Annotated in this window: 15 protein-coding genes and 1 pseudogene; 10 read left to right on the forward strand and 6 right to left on the reverse strand. The window is 76.2% G+C overall.

Annotation, left to right across the window (positions count from 1 at the left end; translation table 11 throughout):
* Positions 1-66 precede the first annotated feature (66 nt).
* Complete coding sequence (gene snpA, locus Q5694_RS09100) at positions 67-738, forward strand: snapalysin (protein WP_333932004.1); 672 nt, start codon at positions 67-69, stop codon at positions 736-738.
* 145 nt (positions 739-883) lie between these two features.
* Here the strand turns inward: snpA and Q5694_RS09105 are convergent, their stop codons facing one another.
* Entirely contained in the window at positions 884-1,885 is a 1,002-nt protein-coding gene (locus tag Q5694_RS09105) for an endonuclease/exonuclease/phosphatase family protein (RefSeq protein WP_333932005.1), read from the reverse strand.
* Between the two features lie 46 nt (positions 1,886-1,931).
* Positions 1,932-2,771 (reverse strand): alpha/beta fold hydrolase, encoded by an 840-nt coding sequence (locus Q5694_RS09110; protein ID WP_333932006.1) that lies wholly within the window; start codon positions 2,769-2,771, stop codon positions 1,932-1,934.
* 77 nt (positions 2,772-2,848) lie between these two features.
* Here Q5694_RS09110 and Q5694_RS09115 point away from each other — a divergent pair, with 77 nt between their 5' ends.
* Positions 2,849-4,195, forward strand: a complete 1,347-nt coding sequence (locus tag Q5694_RS09115; protein ID WP_333932007.1) for an aminotransferase-like domain-containing protein — start codon at positions 2,849-2,851, stop codon at positions 4,193-4,195.
* Here the strand turns inward: Q5694_RS09115 and Q5694_RS09120 are convergent.
* Together Q5694_RS09120 and Q5694_RS09125 are read right to left on the reverse strand one after the other, a co-directional pair.
* On the reverse strand, positions 4,092-5,060 hold the full coding sequence (locus Q5694_RS09120) for a hypothetical protein (RefSeq protein ID WP_333932008.1): 969 nt from the start codon (positions 5,058-5,060) through the stop codon (positions 4,092-4,094). The genes Q5694_RS09115 and Q5694_RS09120 overlap by 104 nt on opposite strands.
* Positions 5,061-5,388: 328 nt before the next feature.
* Positions 5,389-5,829: a hypothetical protein gene (locus tag Q5694_RS09125; protein WP_333932009.1), complete on the reverse strand. Its 441-nt coding sequence runs from the start codon at positions 5,827-5,829 to the stop codon at positions 5,389-5,391.
* Between the two features lie 122 nt (positions 5,830-5,951).
* On the opposite strand from Q5694_RS09125, the pseudogene Q5694_RS09130 reads away from it, so the two are divergent.
* From Q5694_RS09130 to Q5694_RS09150, 5 genes and pseudogenes are all read left to right on the forward strand, one after another.
* A pseudogene (locus tag Q5694_RS09130) lies at positions 5,952-7,112 on the forward strand (PP2C family protein-serine/threonine phosphatase); the annotation flags it as partial.
* Between the two features lie 987 nt (positions 7,113-8,099).
* Entirely contained in the window at positions 8,100-9,161 is a 1,062-nt protein-coding gene (locus tag Q5694_RS09135; RefSeq protein WP_333932010.1) for a hypothetical protein, read from the forward strand.
* Between the two features lie 169 nt (positions 9,162-9,330).
* Complete coding sequence (locus Q5694_RS09140) at positions 9,331-9,621, forward strand: hypothetical protein (RefSeq protein WP_333932011.1); 291 nt, start codon at positions 9,331-9,333, stop codon at positions 9,619-9,621.
* 4 nt (positions 9,622-9,625) lie between these two features.
* Positions 9,626-12,205 (forward strand): vWA domain-containing protein, encoded by a 2,580-nt coding sequence (locus Q5694_RS09145; RefSeq protein ID WP_333932012.1) that lies wholly within the window; start codon positions 9,626-9,628, stop codon positions 12,203-12,205.
* Positions 12,205-13,602: an extracellular solute-binding protein gene (locus Q5694_RS09150; RefSeq protein WP_333932013.1), complete on the forward strand. Its 1,398-nt coding sequence runs from the start codon at positions 12,205-12,207 to the stop codon at positions 13,600-13,602. Before Q5694_RS09145 ends, Q5694_RS09150 begins: the two co-directional genes overlap by 1 nt.
* 82 nt (positions 13,603-13,684) lie before the next feature.
* On the opposite strand, the gene Q5694_RS09155 is transcribed toward Q5694_RS09150, so the two are convergent.
* Positions 13,685-13,861, reverse strand: coding sequence for a hypothetical protein (locus tag Q5694_RS09155; protein ID WP_333932014.1), 177 nt, complete (start codon positions 13,859-13,861; stop codon positions 13,685-13,687).
* A 128-nt stretch (positions 13,862-13,989) separates the two neighbouring features.
* On the opposite strand from Q5694_RS09155, the gene Q5694_RS09160 reads away from it, so the two are divergent.
* Complete coding sequence (locus Q5694_RS09160; protein ID WP_333932015.1) at positions 13,990-15,333, forward strand: helix-turn-helix domain-containing protein; 1,344 nt, start codon at positions 13,990-13,992, stop codon at positions 15,331-15,333.
* A gap of 241 nt (positions 15,334-15,574) precedes the next feature.
* A complete protein-coding gene (locus tag Q5694_RS09165) occupies positions 15,575-16,354 on the forward strand; it encodes a GAF and ANTAR domain-containing protein (protein ID WP_333932016.1) in 780 nt (259 codons plus the stop codon).
* A gap of 73 nt (positions 16,355-16,427) precedes the next feature.
* On the opposite strand, the gene Q5694_RS09170 is transcribed toward Q5694_RS09165, so the two are convergent.
* Complete coding sequence (locus Q5694_RS09170; RefSeq protein WP_333932017.1) at positions 16,428-17,216, reverse strand: hypothetical protein; 789 nt, start codon at positions 17,214-17,216, stop codon at positions 16,428-16,430.
* A 347-nt stretch (positions 17,217-17,563) separates the two neighbouring features.
* Between Q5694_RS09170 and Q5694_RS09175 the strand changes: the two genes are divergently transcribed.
* Positions 17,564-18,538 (forward strand): nucleoside hydrolase, encoded by a 975-nt coding sequence (locus tag Q5694_RS09175; RefSeq protein WP_333932018.1) that lies wholly within the window; start codon positions 17,564-17,566, stop codon positions 18,536-18,538.
* Positions 18,539-18,563: the final 25 nt, after the last annotated feature.

An 18,563-nucleotide genomic window follows, 5' to 3' on the forward strand; every position in this document is an offset into this window, starting at 1 on the left:
CATCACAGGCGCTGCACAGGCATCGAGACTCACCGGTGAGACTCAACCCCCACCGAGGAGTCATCGATGCGAAAGTACACGTCCGCCCTGGCGGTTCTCGGCCTCGGCCTCGCCACGGCCGGTCTCGGCACGGCTCTGCCCGCCTCGGCCGCGCCGGTCGCGGAGCCTCGCGCCGGCTTCGTCGCCGAGTCGTCCGCCCCGTCCGCCGGCCCGGACGCGAGCAGAGCGTTCTTCCAGGCGGTCCTGAAGTCCGTCGCGGAGAAGCGCGCCGAGAACCCGAGCGCCACCGCGGCGGTCACCGTCGTCTACGACGCCTCCCGGGCGCCGTCGTTCGCCACCCAGATAGCGCGCAGCACCCAGATCTGGAACAGCTCGGTGACGAACGTGCGGCTCCAGTCGGGCTCCGCGTCGACGGCCGACTTCAGCTACCGGGAGGGCAACGACTCCCGCGGCTCCTACGCCTCCACCGACGGCCGCGGCAACGGCTACATCTTCCTGGACTACCGGCAGAACCAGCAGTACGACTCCACGCGGGTCACCGCCCACGAGACCGGTCACGTCCTCGGTCTGCCCGACCACTACTCGGGTCCGTGCAGCGAGCTGATGTCGGGCGGCGGTCCCGGCCCGTCCTGCACCAACGCCTACCCGAACTCCACCGAGCGGTCCCGGGTGAACCGGCTGTGGGCCAACGGCCTGGCGGCGGCCATGGACAAGGCGCTGGAGAAGTCGGCGCGCTGAGACCCCCACGCGGATACGGCCGTCCCACCGGCGTGGGACGGCCGTATCCGTGTGCGGGCCTTGAACGGCCGTATCGCGTGCGGGCGTTGAGCCACCGTGCCCGGGTGCGGGCTTCGAGGCAGGGCCGCTCGTGCGGGGGCGGGCGTCAGCTCCCCTCGTGCAGGGTCAGGTCCGTGACCACGGCGCGGTGGTCGGTGCCGGACAGGTCCAGGATGCGAGTGCGGTCCGCGGCGAACTCCTCGGACACCAGGACGTGGTCGATCTGCGCGCCGAACGCCGGGGCGGTGAGGGCCGGCCAGGTGGCCGTGCGGTCGGCGCCGTCCAGGCGGGAGGCGTCGCGCAGCCCGGTGTCGAGGATGCGGCGGAAGGCGGCGTGGTCCTGCGAGGCGTTGAAGTCCCCGGCCAGGACGAGAGGGGTGCCGGGGTCGGTACGGGCCGCCTCCCGCAGATCGCCCAGCTCGCGCTTCCACAGGTCCACCTGCCCGGGCAGCGGCGGCATCGGGTGGGCGAGCTGGAGCCGCACGGCGTGGCCGCCCACGTCGGCGACCGCCCCGGGCATGCCCATGGTGGCGCGGACGCCGTCGGCGGGCCGCAGCGGGAAGCGGCTGAGGATCACGGACCCCTCGGAGCCGCCGCCCTCGACGGCCCGGCGGTGCGGGTAGTCCCGCGCCAGGTCCCGCTTCAGCCGGGCGTCGCAGGCGTGGTCGCACTCCTCGACGAACACGATGTCCGGTTCCTCACGGCGGACGGCGGCGACCAGGGCGGGCGTGCCCTGCCCGAACTCGACGTTGGAGGTGAGCACCCGGAAGTCGGCGACCGGCCGGCCGACGGGCTCGTCGGAGGTGCCGTACGGCTCGATGTACCAGGCCAGCACACCGAGCAGGGCGACGCCCCAGAGGGTGCCGGGCCACCAGCGGGTCAGCAGGGTGAGCAGCAGTGCGACGGCGGTGGGTGCGAGCATCCAGGGCAGGAAGGCGAGCAACTGCGGGACGGGGGTGATGCCGTCGCTGTCGGCGGCGCGGAAACCGGCGACCACGCTCACCCCGGCGAGCAGCAGGCCGGCGCACCAGGCGCCGGACCGGCCTCCGGCGGGGCGGTGCCCCCGCCCCTCGTCGGTCGCGGTCCACTCGGCGGCTGCGGTGCCCAAGGCCCGGCCCCTTCCGTTCGTGCGGGTGGGTTGCCCGAATCCTCCCTCAAGGACGGGGTGGGGCGGAGGAAGGTTGCCCCGCATCGACCCGGTCGAGGAACGCGGCCAGCGCGCGGTCGAACTCCGCGGGGCGTTCCAGGTTGGGCAGGTGGGCCGCGCCCTCGACGATGTGGAGCGTGGAGTCGGGCAGCGCCGCGTGCATCGCGCGGGCGTCGGAGACGGGCGTGTAGGTGTCGTCGGCGCCCACCACGACCAGGGCGGGGACGCGCACGCGCGGCAGCAGGGCGGTGAGGTCGGGGCGCCGGGCGCGGGCGCGCAGGGCCGCCGCGGCGCCCTGCGGGGAGGTGCCGGTCATCATGGCGTGGACGTGCGCCTTGACCCCGGCGGACGCGTACGGGGCGACCATGCGCTCCAGGACCTCGTCGGCGTAGTTGCCGAGACCCTCGGCGAGGAGGCGGTCGGCCGTGGCGTCACGGGAGCGCACGCCCTCCGGGGTCTCCGCCGCGGGGAAGGTGTCCGCGAGGACCAGTCCCCGCAGGCGCTCGGGGAACAGGCGGTAGCAGTCCAGGACGATCTGGCCGCCCATCGACAGGCCCGCCAGGACGCAGGAGTCCACGTCCAGCTCGTCCAGCAGCGCCTCGACGTCCCGGGCGAACCCCGAGAAGTCGGTGACGGGCGGGGTGGCCGGGGAGGCGCCGTAGCCGCGCAGGTCGGGGGCGACGACGCGGCGGCCGGGGGAGAACGCCCCGATCTGCGGGGACCACATCGAGCGGTCGAAGGGGTGACCGTGGACGAGGACGAGGGGAACCGGAGAGGCGTGCGGTTGCCGGGAGGAGGCGGGACCCCGCGTGGGGCCTTTGTCCTCGTACGCGAGGAAGGGTGCCATGCGGCCGACCCTAGGCGGCCCCACTACTCGGTGCAATAAGATCTTTGCTCTCGGTGCAATCCACAGGGGGACGGACGATGGGTGACTACCGGCGGATCGCCGACCGGATCGCCGCGGACATCGCCGACGGGCGGCTCACACCGGGCCAACGGCTGCCGCCGCAGCGGGTCTTCGCCCGGCGCAGGGGCATCGCCCCGTCGACCGCGGGCCGCGTGTACGCGGAACTGGTCCGGCGCGGACTGGTCGTCGGTGAGGTCGGGCGGGGCACGTTCGTACGGGCCGCCCCGCCCCGGCCGGGCGGGCGGGCACTGGTGGAGGCCGGGGAGGGCGCCCCGTCCGTCAACCTGGAGCTGAACTACCCGTCCGTGCCGGGCCAGCCGGAGCTGCTCGCCCCGGTGCTCGCACCCCTGCTGCGGCCCGACGTGCTGGGCCAGGCGCTGGCACCGGCGGCCGCCACCGGCACACCGGAGGCACGCCGGGCCGCGGCAGCCCTGCTCGCCACCCCGCACTGGCGGCCCGCCCCGGAGCACGTGGTGTTCACCGGCAACGCCCGGCAGGCCATCGCCGCCGCCCTGGCCTCCCTGGTCCGTCCGGGCGGCCGGGTCGGCGTGGAGCAGTTGACGTATCCGCTGGTCAAGGAGATCGCGGGGCGGCTGGGCATCACGCTGGTGCCACTCGCCGGGGACGGGGCGGGGCTGCTCCCGGAGGCCGTCGCCGCCGCGCACCGCTCGGCGCCGCTGTCCGCCCTCTACGTGCAGCCCACGCTGCACAATCCGACGTCCCTCACCACGGGCGGGCCGCGGCTGTTCCAACTGGCGGAAGTAGTCGGTCACTTGGAGCTCCCGGTGGTGGAGGACCGCATCTGGTCCTTCCTCCGGGAGCCCGGTGACGCGCTGGCCGTGCACGCCCCGGCCCTCACCCACGTCGTCGACGGCCTGTCCAAACGGGTCGCCCCCGGGCTGACGGCCGGATTCCTCGTCGTGCCGCCGCACCGGGTGCCCGCCGTGGCCGACGCCGTGCGCTCGGGCGGCTGGAGCGCGGGCCGGTTCGCGCTGGAGGCGGCCGTGCGCTGGGTCGCGGAGGGCACCGTGGCCCGGCTGGTGGCGGACAAGCGGGCCCTGGCGGCCCGCCGGCAGCGGATCCTCGCCGAGGAACTGGCGGGCTTCGCCGTACGGTCCGCTCCGGCGTCCTGTTTCGCCTGGTGGGAGCTGCCCGGGCCCTGGCGCGCCGACACCTTCACGGCCGCCGCGGCGGCGCAGGGCATCGCCGTCACGCCCGGGCCGGCCTTCGCGGTCGCCCCGGGGCACACCCCCGACGCCGTCAGACTCGGCCTCGCATCGGCCCCGGAGCCGGATCTGCGGCGGGCGCTGCGGACGCTCGCGCGGCTCGCCGCGCAGCGCGGCGGGGACCGTAGCGGCCCGTGAGCCACGCGGTGAGCGCCACCGCGAGACCCAGGGCGCACAGCAGCCAGGACACCGTGCGCAGCGTGGCGGTCAGCGCGTCGTAGACCGCACCGGCCGCCGCGCGGTGCAGGGGCTCGGGCAGGTCGGCGAGGGTCAGGTGGCGGCCGACCGCGACCGCGACGACGAGCAGCGCGCCGCCCAGGGCCGTGCCGAGGCCGAGGGCGGTCAGCGCGCGGCGGCGGCACGCCGCGAGGGCGATCCCGGCGACGGCGAGGACGGCGGCGGTGAGCGGCAGCCAGAGGGCGGCGGTGTCCAGCACGCGGTACCCCTTGCGCAGTCGGTCCGCCTCGTCGGCCGGGAGCAGCGCGATCCGCGTGTGCGTGACCGGGATGCGGCGGGCGAACGGCACGTGGTCGTCGGTCAGTTGCTGCTTGACGCGGGCGATGACGGGGGCCGGGTCGACGGTGACCGGGGCGCCGTGCGCGCCGTCGTCGCGCAGGGCCCGCACCAGGGCGTCGTGGACGGTCCGGTTCCCCGCGTCCCAGGCCGCGCGGAACGCCTCGGTACGGGTGAAGGAGCGGGCCGCGTCGTGCACGAAGGGGGCGACCGCGGCGCGCAGGGACCCGCTGTCGCGCTCGTGCGCTCTCCCGCGCAGGACGCCGTCCCCGAGGGCGTCCGCGGCCGCGCGCCGCACGTCCGGGTCGGCGGACAGCGGGGCCATCGCGCGGACGTAGCGGCCCGTGTCGGTCAGGCCGTGGGCCGCCCAGGACGCGACCGCGCCGAGCGGCAGGAGCAGGCACGCGAGGAGCAGCGCAACGGCCGTCAGGGCGTTCCGCAGGCGCGAGGGCGCCTGCGCGGCGGCGGGCGCCCGGTGGGGTTCGGGCACCCTTCCAGGCAAGGCGTCCCCGTGCCGGTTCGCGACCGCTGCACCGGTCCCCGGCCCGGCCCGCCGTGCCGGGAGGCTGCCCTCACCTGCGCGGACGGGGACCGGGCGCACCGCCGCCGGGCGCGCCCGAACGGGTGGCCCGGCGGCTGCCGGTGCCGGGGTCCGGCCCCGGCGCCGGGTGGCGGGGCGAGACCGGTGCCGCTCCGGCGCCGGGTGGCGGGGCGGGGTCTGTGCCGGTGCCTGTGCCGAGCCGGGGGCCTGTGCCGGTGCGGGTGCCGGGCGGCGGGACGGGTGCCCGGGCCGCGGCGGGACGGGACCCGTGCCGGTGTCAGGTGCGGTCGAGGCCCATCGGGTCCTCACGGCTGTAGAAGCGGTAGAAGTTGATCAGCAGGATGCCCACCCCGGTCGCCAGCCCCACTCCGGCCGAGCTGAGCACGGACAGGTTGCTCTGGCTGACCAGGAAGCCGGCCGCACAGCCGGCGAACGCGAACCACACCAGGGCGTGCGGGCCGCGCCCCAGCCGCGGTGACATGCGCCAGAGAACGGCGAACACCACGGCGAAGACGAGCGCGGTGAGGAAGCCGAAGAGCAGGTTCCAGCCGGTGATGGGCCCGCCGAAACGCCGGTTCGCCGCGGCCCAGAAGCCGTAGATCAGCCCCAGGGCGACGGGGAGCGCCACGTTCAGGGCGGAGTGGGCGCGGGCGCTGAACACGTCGGGCCTGCGCCGCTGCCGGTTCATCCTGCGCGGAGCGGGTGCCGCATGAGCCATGAGAGCTCTCCTCTCTGTCCCTGCCCCTGCTCTCCAGGGCACACCGGCGCGCCGCCCCGGGCAAGTCGGCGGCCGGGGGCCGACGGGATGCGGCCGGTGCGGGCCCGTGATTCGCTGATGCGGTGAGCCGCCAGCGCACGGGGCACGGCCCGTTCGACCGGTACGCCCGGGCCGGCCGCGGGGACGTCGTGCGACGGCAGGAGCTGCTGCGGGTGCGGGGCCGCAGCGTGGCCTGGGTGCCGCCGCTGCTGCTGCTCGTCGCCATCCTGCTGGGCGACTGGAACACCACCGGCGACTTCCGCATGATCTCCTGGATCGTGCTGGTGCCGGGCATCGCCGCCGCGCTGTGCGGGGCGTGGGGCACGGCCGTGTTCGCGCTGCTCTCCCTGGTCGCCTACGTCCTCGCGGACGGCGCCTGGCCGCACGAGTACCAGGCCGGGCTCGCCGACTTCGTCCTCGTGGCCATCGGCGGTGTCCTCGCCGTCCTGGCCTGTGTGATCCGGGTGCGCGACGAGCACCGGGCCCGGCACATGGGAGACGTCACCGACACCATCCGCCGCACGGTGCTGCGCCCGCTGCCACCGGGGTGGGGCGGCCTGGACCATGCCGGTGTCTACCTCACCGCCGACGCCCACGCCCGCGTCGGCGGCGACTTCTACGACATCCAGCCGGGCCCGCACGGCACCCGTGTGCTGCTCGGCGACGTGCAGGGCAAGGGGCTGGGGGCGGTGGAGGCGGCGGCCGCGCTGCTCGGCACGTTCCGGGAGGCCGCCTACCACGAGGCGGACCTGGTGACGGTCGCCGAGCGCCTGGAGACGCGGATGCTCCGGCACCGCCGGCACACGGTCGCCCTCGGCCGCTCGGACGGCGACCGGTTCGCCACGGCCGTCCTGCTCGGCATTCCGGAGGACGACGCCGAGGTGGTGGACCTCATGCTGTTCGGCCACGAGGCGCCGCTCGCCGTCGGCCCGGGCGGGGTACGACGCCTGGCGGCCGCGCCCGGGCTGCCGCTCGGCCTGCGGGAACTGGCGCCCGGCCCGCCCCGGGTGCGGCGGGTGCCGGTCGCCGCCGGTGAGACGCTGCTGCTGGTGACGGACGGGGTGACGGAGGCCCGTGACGGCACGGGGGCGTTCTATCCGCTCGACGAGGCGGTGGCCCGGGCCGTCGCCCGCGACCCGGGCGTCGCCGAGCCCGCGCGGCTCGCCGCGTTCGTCCGCGACGGCACGCTCCGGCACGGCGGCGGGCACCTGGCCGACGACACCACGATCTTCGCCCTGCGCCGCCACCCCGCACCCGCCGCGCGGGACAAGGAACCGGCACCGGGCGCACGGGGCGAGGAACCCCGGCCCGGTGGGCACGGCGAGGACCCCCCGCGCGGTGGGCACGGCGAGGAACCCGCACCGGCCGGGCGCGGCGAAGAGCCCGCACCGGGCGGGCACGGCGAGGAACCCCCGCGCGGTGGGCGCGGCGAGGAACCCGCACCGGCCGGGCATCGCGAGGAACTCCCGCGCGGTGGGCGCGGCGAGGAACCCGCACCGGCCGGGCGCGGCGAAGAGCCCGCACCGGCCGGGCGCGGCGAGGAGACCCCGCGCGGTGGGCGCGGCGAGGAACCCCCGCGCGGTGGGCGCGGCGAGGAACCCGCACCGGACGGGCATCGCGAGGAACTCCCGCGCGGTGAGGGCGGCGAGGAACCCGCACCGGACGGGCATCGCGAGGAACTCCCGCGCGGTGGGGGCGGCGATGAACCCGCACCGGCCGGGCGCGGCGAAGAGCCCGCACCGGGCGGGCGCGGCGAGGAACCCCCGCGCCGTGGGCACCACGCGGAACCCGCACCGGGCGGGCACCGTGCGGAACCCGTACCGGCCGAGCGCGGCGCGGAACCCGTACCGGCCGAGCGCGGCGAGGACCACCGGCCCGGCGTGCATGGCGAGGAACCCCCGCTCCGCGGGCACGGTGAGCAACACCGGTCCGGGGTCCGTGACGAGGAATGGGCACCGGGCGGACATCGCGCGGAACCCCCGCGCAGTGGGCACCACGCGGAACCCGCACCGGGCGGGCACCGTGAGGAACGCCCGCGCGGTGGGCATCGTGAGGAACCCCCGCCCCGCGGGCGCGGCGAGGAAACCGCGCCCGGTGGGTGTCGTGACGGCTCGGGGCGCGGGGGGCGCGGTGGTGCCACCGGAGACGGACGTTCGTGGGCCTGACGCCCCCCGGGGCCGCCGCAGCGGCTACCGTGCTGCCGTAGCTGATCCACACGAGGGGGAGGGGCGATGCCCGGAACCGTGCTGCTGCTGGCGGCCTCGCCGGTGGGCAGGGGGCGTCTGGTCGACGCCGCCTCCGTCCTCCCCGTCCTCGCGGCCGTGCCGCCCGCCGTGCTGGCCGGCACGGACACCGCCAACGTCGTCGAACTCGCCGACCCGCTGGAGCCGCAGGCCGTCCTCACCCGGCTGCGCGCCGCCGCCGCGGCACCCGGCCCGCTGACCGTGTACGTCACCGGCCAGCTCCAGCTCGACCGCCGCCAGCGCCTGCCCCACCTGGCGCTGGCCCGCACCACCGCATCCACCGCCCGCTACACGGCGTTCCCCTGGCACTGGTTCCGCGAGGAGCTGCGGCTGCGGCCGGCCGGTGCCACCACCCTCCTGATCGACCTGCACGCCGACGCCGAGACCTGGGCGCTGCTGCGCGGCACCCCCCTGGACTCGGGGCGCGGCAACGCCGTCCACGGCCGTATCGCGCCGCCGCCGTCCCGCCGCACGGTCGCGGCACCCACCTACATGAAGGCCGTCGCGACGATCCTGCGCAGCGGGTTCCGGCCGCCCGCGGCACAGTTGCACGAGCAGGCGCTGGACCGGATCGCGACCGAGAGCGCGGGCCGGGACCTCGTGGTGAGCACGCCCGGCCCGGTGGGCGGGGACCCGCACGCCGCCCTGGCCGCCGCCGTGCAGGCCGGCCGGCACGCCGACGCCGACGCGCTGGCCGCCCGGCACGAGCAGGCCGCCGTCGCCGCGCACGGCCCCGCCTCCGAGGAGGCACTGCACTGGGCCGAGGTCCGGGCCGATCTGGCGATGTTCGCCGGGGACGCAGCCCGCAGCTGCCGCACCTGGCTGACCGTCGCCACGGCCCGCCTGAACGCCGGGCAGGCACCCGACGCCCCCGCGGTCGAGTCCGCCGCGGACCGCGCCCACCACCAGTGGGGTCAGATCCGTGACACCGCCCGGGCCCGTGAACTGGGCGCCGCACTGGCCGTGTTGCGCAGCCGGGTGCCGGGCAGGCGTGAAGGGGCGCTGGACCATGTGCAGCGGCAGCTGAGGCAGTTGCAGACCCAGCCCTGAGTACGCCCGCGCCGCGCGCGCTCGGCGTGGAGGGGGCGTGCGGTCACCTGCCCGGGGCACGTCACGGGTCTGCCGCCGGGGCGGGGTCGGGTGTCATGATGGCGGGATGACAGAGGGGGACCAAGTGGCTGTCTTAGGTGTGAGCGTCCGGCTGGGTGCCGGCGCGACCATGGAGGACGTCAGAGCCCTGCGGGCGTGGCTGGAGCGGGACGAGCCGCTGGAGGAGCTGCTGTCCGGCGGGCACCTGCGCATCGAGGAGCGGACCACGGCCGACGGGCCGAAGGGACGCCTCGGGCCGGACGTCGAACTCGTCCTCCAGCTGCTCGGCGACGTCGCCACGATCGCGGCGCTGACCGAGTACACCGCCCGCGCGGTGAAGACCTGGAAGAACAACCGCCGCAGGCTCCAGGGCGGCGAACCCGATTCGGACATCCGCCCGTTGGGACCCGACGGGGAGTAGCCGGGTGAGCCGCTTCGACCCGCGCGGCAGAGCGAACCGGGCGCTGCTGGTCGGCGTGTCCGAGTACGACCACACGGCACCCGACCCCCAGGGGGTCAGCGGTCAGCTGCCCGCCGTGCGGCACAACCGCAAGGTGCTGGAGGACGCCCTGCACCGGGGCGGTGTCTTCCGCGCCGGCGAGATACGGGTGCTGGCGTCCCCGGCGCCGGACGACTTCACCGGCGAACTGCGCCGTGCCGTCCGCGAGACCGACGGCGTGCTGCTGCTCTACTTCGCCGGGCACGCCGTCGTCACCGACACCTCCGTGCACAAGCTGCACCTGCAGATGCGCACCGCGCGGATGGTCGCGGGCGAGGAACTGCCCGGTGCGGTGAGCTTCGCCGGCGTGCTCGGCGAACTGTGCGCACCGGAGAGCCGCCCCGAGAGGGTGCTGGTGATCCTGGACTGCTGCTACGCGGGTAACGCCGCCGCGATCTGGCACCGTTTCGAGGCGCCGCAGGAGCGCAAGGAACGGGTCCTGCTGCTGATGAGCGTGCAGCCCAACCGGTACATCCTGGGCGGCGACGCCGACGGGCCGACGCCGTTCACCCACGAGGTGGCGCGCGTCCTCCACGAGGGCGGCGAGGTGTGGCTGTCCACGCTCTACCCGGCGCTGAAGCGGCGGATGGCCGCGGCGGGTCACCGGGCGGAGGACGACGACCTGCAGAAGCCTCAGGCCCTGGCCCCGCCCTGGAACCCGGACGCCGACGTGCTCCTGGCGGCCGGACCGGCCCCCACGGCCCCCGCGCCGGACACGCCCCACCCCGGTGCTCCTCCGCGGCCCGTTCCGGGCCCGGACCCCGGGCGCGACGGTCCTTCGCGCGAGTCCCGGCTCGCCAGGGCCGCCCGGGCCCTCGCCGGCCGCCTGGGCCCCACCGCGCTCACCCTGCTGCTGGCCCTGGCCGCCACCGGCGCCGGCGGCTACGGCCTGTACTCCCTGATCGGCGTCACCGAACCCTGCGCTCCGGCACTGGAGTTGCGGGTGCTCGTCGACCCGGACCTGGAACCGGCGATCAACACCGCCCGCGACGGCTTCCTCGCCTCCGGCGCCAACCGCACCGGTGACGGGTGCCGGCGCAGCGGCATCACGGTCTACAGCGCTGCCGCCGCCGACGTGGTGACCGCGCTCGGGGAGCGGACCGACGCCTGGCAGAAGCCGCGCGACGACGTCAACCCGCAGCGGGACATCGGCCCGCAGCCGGACGTGTGGATCCCCGCCACCCGCGCCACCGCCCAGCGGGCCGTCGTCTCCGCCGCGCGCCAGGACCGTGTCTTCGCCGAACTGCAGCCGGACACCGAGCCGTTCGCGCACTCACCGGTCGTGCTGGCGGTGCCGGACGGACTCGGCGCGGGCGTCGAGCGGACCGGGCAGTCGCTGACCGGACTGGTCGACGCCCTGGAGAAGGCCGACCCGGCCGCCGAAGTGCACCGCCCCGACCCGGACTTCACCGATGCGGCCCTGCTGGCGACGGTCGGCCTGTACGGCGAGGACTCCCCCGCACGGGACGCCGAGCGACTGCTCACGCGCACCGGGCGGCCCGAGCCGTCGGCCGTGCGGCTGCTGTGCACGCTGCCGGACGCCGACGCCGTGGACAACCGCGGTGCGGCCCTCGTGCCGGAGTTCCTGCTGAAGAGCGGCACCGGCTGCGACTCGGCCACCCGCGTCGCGCGCACCGCCGCCTACCCCGCCGACGTGGCCCCGCTGGAACCGACGTTCGTGCGGGTGCGCTGGGAGGACGGCGACCGGGACGCGGACGCGCGGGACGACGCGGTGCACCGCTTCCGGACCTGGCTGACCGGCCCGGAGGGCCGGGCCGAGCTCGGCGAGCAGGGCTTCCGCTCGCCCTCCGGCGCCCACGCCCTGCTCGACCCGGGGCGCGTTCCCGACGGGTTCACCGCGTCGGTCCGCCGCCTGAGGTCCGTGGCGGCGACGGCGATGGACCGGACACTGGAGCGGTACCGCGACGCCCACGGGCCCGGCCGGGTCCTGTACCTCCTCGACAGCTCCGGCTCGATGGCCCGCGTCTGGAAGGGCACCAGCGGCGGTCCCGGCATCCTGAGGCAGACGCTGCCGGGGCTCGGTGGCGAGGACGAGTACGGCGTGTGGGCGGTGCACGGCACGGGCAGGACCACCCACACCCCACTGCTGGGTTTCGGCCCGCACGCCCGCACCGAGGCCGAGGACGAACTCGACGGCGCGCGCTGGCGGGACGCCGAGGCCGACCCGGCCGCGGCCCTGAAGGACGCCCTGGAGTTCATGCGCGAGCGGGGCGGTGGCGACGATCGTCCGCAGCTCGTCGTGTACCTCAGCGACGGCGAGGACGACAACCGGCTGACCGGCAAGGCCCTCGCCGAGGTCGAGAGGCAGGCCGGCACGGCGGGCGTCCCGGTGGTGATGGCGTCCCTGAACAGCTGGGGCTGCGACCGGGACCGCCCCGCGCGCAGGATCGCCGACGCCGCCCGGGGAAGCTGCCTGGACACCGGCGACGACCTCGTGGCCGTGCTGCACGACGAGGTGTCCCGCATCGGATCGGGGGAGGAATGATGGCCCGCCGCCTGACGGCCGCCGCACTGTCCCTGCTGTCGCTGGCCGCGCTCGCCTCCTGCACCGGCGGGGGCGCGGGGGAACAGCCGCCGGAGAGCGACCCGCCCCGGATCGTGGTGGCCAGCGGGCAGGACGTCACCGGCAAGAACGGCATCCGCCAGCAGCTCATCGACGTGTGGAACGCCCGCCAGGGCGAGCACGGCTACCGGGCCCGGCTCGTCGAACTCCCCGGCTCCGCCGACCAGCAGCGCAGCCAGCTGCTCGGCGCGCTGCAGTCGGGCAGCGCCGAGTACGACGTGGTGAACCTGGACGTGACGTGGATCCCCGAGTTCGCCGCCGCCGGGGTGATCCGTCCGCTGACCGGCACGGCCGTCAAGGCGCCCGGCGACATCATCCCGTCCGTCGACAGCACGGCCCACTGGGACGGCAAGCGGTACGCGGTGCCCTTCAACAGCGACGTCGGGCTGCTCTACTACCGCAAGGACCGGCTGCGGGAGATCGGCGCCTCGCGGACCGACCTGAGCGCCGGCGTCACCTGGGACGAGGTACGGGAGTGGATCAACACCCAACCCGCGGACCCCGGCCCGGAGGACTTCGAGGACGGCTGGACCACCCAGCTCGCCCCCTACGAGGGCCGCACCGTCAACGCGATCGAGGCGTTCGCCTCGGCCGTGCCGGACTTCGCGCTCACCGACGACCGGGGCCGCTACGCCGCCGACGCGGCCCGGCTGACGGCCGGCGTGACCGAACTCCGCCAGCGGACCGCGCAGCCCTACACGCTGGAGGAGGCCGCCGAGTCCCGTGAGGCCGAGTCCCTCAGCGCCTTCACCGAGGGCCGCGCGTTCTTCCTGCGGCACTGGCCCTACGTCTACCCGGCCCTGCGCGAGACGTTCGGCGACGACCTCGGCGTGACGCAGCTGCCCGGCAAGGCGGTGCTCGGCGGACAGAACCTCGCCGTCGCCTCCTCCGCGTCGCAGCGGCGGGCCGAGAAGGCCGCCGAACTCATCGCGTTCCTCACCGACCCCGACAGCGAACGCTGCCTGCTGCGCGCCGGGTTCGCCGCGACCCGCACCTCCGCCTACCGGGACGCCGGGTCCGCGCCGGAGTGCCGGCACGTCGCCGCCTACGCGGAGACGTCGCCGGCCTCCCCCACCGGCGCGAGCGCCGAGCGCGCGGTGCCCGACCTGTTCCCGGCCGGGGGCGGCTACTTCCGCCACGTCCTGCGGCCGGCGCTCCAGGAAGCCGTCCACCGTCCCCGCACCCCCCTGTACGGGGCGGTGACCCAGACCCTCATCACCGGCCTGGACCCCCTGTACGACCGGACGAAGGACCGCCCCTCCGACGCGGAGATCGGCCGCCGGCTCGACGAGGCCCTGCGCGGGGTCCTGCCGGACTGACTCATCCCGTTCCCGCCACCTGTGCCCAGCCGCGCGGTCACTCGCATCGAGGAAGGACCCCCGCGCCGGGATCCTCGGCCCGTCAGCGGAGGCCTGCGCCGCCTTCGTCGGTCACGTCGCTGTGCAGTGACGGCTCGGGGCGGTGCTCCCCCGCCCTCGCCGGGCCCGTGTTCGCGGCCAGCAGCAGCGTGGCCACGGCGACGAGCGCGGCGGTGAAGCCTCGGGCGTACCGCTCGGCGGTGCGTGTGCGTTCGAGCACGGCGACCTCGCAACTGGGGCGGCTCCTGCGACGGCGACGTATTAAGCAGGTTCGGCAATTCTGCTTAACACTCCGTTTAACCTAGGGGCTGTTCCGGCCGAACGGCAAGAGGCACAAGGGGAGTTGGCGTGGGGGAGCGTGACGACCCGGGGACCATCGGTCGCCGGGTGCAGCGGTTGCGTGTGGAGCGCGGACTGACCCAGCGGCAGCTGGCGGAGCCCGTGTACACGCCCGCGTACATCTCCACCCTGGAGTCCGGCCGGGTCCGGCCCTCCGACGACGCCCTGCGGCATCTCGCCGGCCGGCTCGGTGTCGCCTTCGACGAGCTGGCCACCGGCCACTCCGCCCGGCTCGTGACCGAACTGCGGCTGCGGCTGACCGAGGCGCAGCGGACCCTCGCGCTGGGCGAGGCCGAGGCGGCGGCGGAGCTGTACACCGGGCTGCTGGCCGAGGCCGAGACGCACGGCCTGGCCGCCGAGCAGTCCGCCGCGCTGCTCGGGCTCGGCGAGTGCGCCCTGGAGACGGGCGAGCTGGTGACCGGCCGGGAGTACTTCGAACGGGCCGAGGCGTGCCTGGCCGGCGCCCCGCTGCCCGCCCGCGTACCGGCCCTGCGCGGCCGGGCCGTCGCCCACTACCTCGCCGGTGAACTGCGCTACGCCGTCTACCTGCTGGAGACGGCCCTGGACGAGCTGAACCGCGGCGGCCTGCACGACCCGGACGCCCTGCTGCTGCTCTACGCGAGCGCCATCGGCCCGTACATGGACATGGGCGCGCACGCCCGGGCCGCCCAGGCCGCCGAACTGGCGCTGGCGCTCGCCCCGCAGTCCGGCGACCCGGCCCTGGTCGCCCGGATGCACCGGTCGGTGGCCCGCACCCTGGTCGCCGAGGGCCGTCTCGCGGAGGCCGACGCCTCCCTGGCCAAGGCCGCCGAGCTGTACCGGGGCCTGCAGATCCGCACGGAGCTCGCCAACTGCCACTGGATGCGCGGCTACGTCTACGCCCAGGACGGCCGGCTTCAGCGGGCGGAGGAGGAGCTGCGGGAGGCCCTCGGCATGCTGTCGGCCCGCCGCGCCGCCCTCTACAGCAGTCAGGTCGCCGTGGAACTGGCCGACGTGCTGCACCGGCGCGGCAGGTCGGCCGAGGCGGAGGCCCTGCTGCACGACGTACTGGGGCACCTGACGTCCGAGCGCGGCGCCGTCCACTCCGCCGCCGCGCACCGGCTGCTCGGCATCATCGCCGAGGACGCCCGCCGCACCGAGGACGCCGAGGAGCACTACGTGCGCGCCCTCAGCCTGCTGGAGCGGGCGGGCGCGGCCGGCGACCTGGCCGACCTGTGCCGGCTCCTCGGGGACCTGCTGCGGCGCACCGGGCGGGTGGAGGCGGCCCTGGACGCGTACCGGACGGGACTGGGCCACCGTACGGCCCCCGGCACCACCACCCTCGGGCCCGCGCCCGCCCAGCCCCCGCTGTGAGGGAGCCGGGGCGGCTGTGCGGGAGGTGCGGCGGCCGGTCCTTCGCTGTGGCACACGCGGAGGGTTTTGCCCCACCGGCACCGGGTAGTCGGGCCGGGATCGCGGGATGAACGCACCGGCCGGGCGGCGGCGGTGGCGCACCGGCCGCTCCGGTGGGCCGCGCACAGCGGCCCGGCGCCGGGGCGGCCCGCCCGTGACCGTCGACGGTGTGTGCCGCGGTGATCGAAGGAGGCGGTGGCCCGTGCGGCCCAGGGACGACCCCCGAGGCGCCCCCGACGGCGAACCGGGCCATGGCGCGGGCGGCGACCTGGACGTGGACGGGCTGCGGGCGGTCGACGCGATCGCCCGGGGCGTGCGCGGCGCGGACCCCGTCGAGGTGCCGGGGCGGTTGTGCCGGGTGGCCGTGGAGCTGCTGCCGGTGACCGGCGCCAGCGTCTCGCTGCGCAGCGACGGCATGCCGGTCCAGCTCAGTGCCAGCAGCGCCGAGGCCGCCCACATGGCCCACATCCAGGCCACGCTGGGCGACGGCCCGTGCCAGAGCGCGCTGGAGGACGGGGCACCCGTGCTCGCCTGCGACCTGACCACCGGCCCGGACGCCGGACGCTGGCCGGTCTTCGCCCAGCAGGCCACGGCGGCCGGGGTGCGCGCGGTGTACGCGGTGCCGCTCGGCAACGAGTCGGTGTGCGTCGGCACGCTCGACCTGTACCGCGACCGGCCCGGCACTCTGTCCGAGCGGCAGCTGCACGTCGCCCGGATCGTGGCCGGGGTCATGACCGTGGCCCTGATGTCGCTGCCCCGCGGAGACGAGCCCGAGGTCCCCGGCGGCGAGGCCTGGCTGAGCGGGCTCGGCGCGGACCACGACGCGGTCTACCAGGCCGTCGGCATGATCATGGCGCAGCTGGGGGTGTCGGCCGACGAGGCGCTCGCCCGGCTGCGGGCGGACGCCTTCGCACGCGGCCTGACGGCCCTCGACGCGGCCCGCGACGTGATCACCCACCGCAAACGCTTCGACCGGGACTGACGATCGCCGGGACGGCCCGGGCGGGGTGGACACGGCTGGACGGACGCGCGGCCCGGTGTCGGTTCGCCGCCGCTCAGATCTGTGCCCGCCCCGACCTCCCCAGGTCCGCCAGCCGCTGCGCTCCGGTCTGCACGGCGTGCCGTGTGACCTCCTCGTACACCTCGCCGAGGCCGGCGTTGGTGACGGTGACGGCCTGCTCGCCGACCCGGACGCCCGCGATGTCGAAGGTGAGGTGGGTCGGTTCGCCGTCCTCCGTCTCACCGGCCAGTGTCACCCGCAGGGCCCGGCGGGCGTCCCCGGCCGACGGCAGCGGCAGCTCGGAGACCTGCACCTCCTGGACGCCGCCGCGGGGGGCCGTCGCCGTGAACCGGCCGCACCGGTCCGGCAGCGACCCCAGCCAGCCGAGGGCGCGATCGGCGTCCGCCGGGCGGTGGACGGCGACCTGGTAGCGCAGCTGGGCGTCGGTCTGGTCGTCGTCCAGCGCCGACTGCGCACGCGGTCCCCGGGGAGCGCCGAACAGCTCCTCGGTGTAGAGGACGTCCAGCAGCCGCCGGCACTCCGGGTCCTCGGTGGTGCCCTTGAGCAGCCCGTCCCGCCACGTCCGTGCGCCCCGTGTCGGCACCCACGGCTCCCCCAGGTCGGCCTCGGTGATCAGCGCCGCCCGGACCAGCGCCTCGGTGGGGTCGCCGCCCGGGGCGACGGGCTGCTTCCCGGCCGGTGAGGCGCTGGTCGCCGAGGGCGAGACGGTGAACCACCTGGGCCGCGGCTCCTCCTGGAGGGAGCAGCCGGCCGCGGCGGGCAGGACGGTCAGGGACAGCGCGGCGAGCAGGAGGGCACGGGCGGCGGCCGCAGAACGGGTCATCGGGTGCCTCCTGACGGGTGGGCCGGGCTCGGCCGGGATCCTCGGTGCTCTCACGGCACCACCGCGCCCGCGCGTTCACCAGCGTGACGGTCCGTCCGGGTGAGGGACGGCGCGGGAGCCGCGCGCGGCGGCCCCACCCGGGTCTCGGCCTGCGCACCGACGTCGCCGGACCGGACCGGGGCGCCCTCGCCGCCCGCGTCCGCGCGGCCCGGCTGGTGCGGTACCACGCGGTGACCGGCGCCCCGGAGGCCGAGGGACCGGCGTGTGGGCCGCGGGTGAGGCGCGCCCCGGACGGCCGTAGGGTCGCCGGTGGAGCCTCGTGCGGTACCAGTGGAAGGAGCCCCGCCGTGACGGACGGTCAGCGCATCCCGGTGATCATCGACTGCGACACCGGCGTCGACGACGCCCTCGCCCTGCTGTTCGCCGTACGGCATCCGGCGCTCGACCTGCGGGCGGTCACCTGCGTGGCCGGGAACACGGACGTCGACGGGGTGGTCCGCAACACCCTGACCGTGCTGGAACGGGCGGGCGCCGCAGACGTCCCCGTCGCCCGCGGCGCCGAACGGCCGCTCATCGAGGCGCCCCGCTCGGCCCGGCACGTGCACGGGCACGACGGCATGGGCGACCTGGGCCTGCCGGCCCCGACCCGCAGGCCCGCCGACGTCGACGCCGTCACCCTGCTGCGGCGCGAGATCCTCGCCTCCCCCCGGCCGGTCACCCTCGTGCCCACCGCGCCCCTCACCAACATCGCGCTGCTGCTGCGCACCCACCCCCACGTGGTGCGCAACATCGAGCGGATCGTCTTCATGGGCGGCGCGGCGGCGACCGGCAACGCCACACCCGTCGCCGAGTTCAACGTCTGGCACGACCCGGAGGCCGCCGCGATCCTGCTCACCGCCGGGGTACCGATCACGATGTACGGGCTCGACGTGTTCACCCGGGTCGTCGTCCCGGCGGCGGACGTACGTCGCCTGCGCGCGAGCGGTGAACCGGGCGCGCGGCTGGCCGGCGACCTGCTCGCCCACCGCCCGGCACATCCCGGCAGCCGCCCCGACGACCCGTCCGAGACGGCCGGCGGCCTCGGCGATGCGGGCGCGGTGTGCGCGGTGGCCGACCCGGAGGGCCTGACCACGCACCGCCTCCCGGTGGAGGTCTCCCTCGCGCCCGGTCCGACCCGCGGCATGACGGTCGTGGACCGCCGCCCCCGCCCCGGCGAGTCCGAACTGCACGAGGGCATCCGCGAACAGGCCCTGGTCGACGTGGGGCTGGACGTGGACGTGGACCGCTACGTGAAGCTGTACCTGCGGACGATCGAGCGGTGACGCGCGTCCTTTCGCCGACACGGTG

It is taken from the genome of Streptomyces sp. AHA2, from assembly GCF_036857595.1.
Lineage (GTDB): Bacteria > Actinomycetota > Actinomycetes > Streptomycetales > Streptomycetaceae > Streptomyces.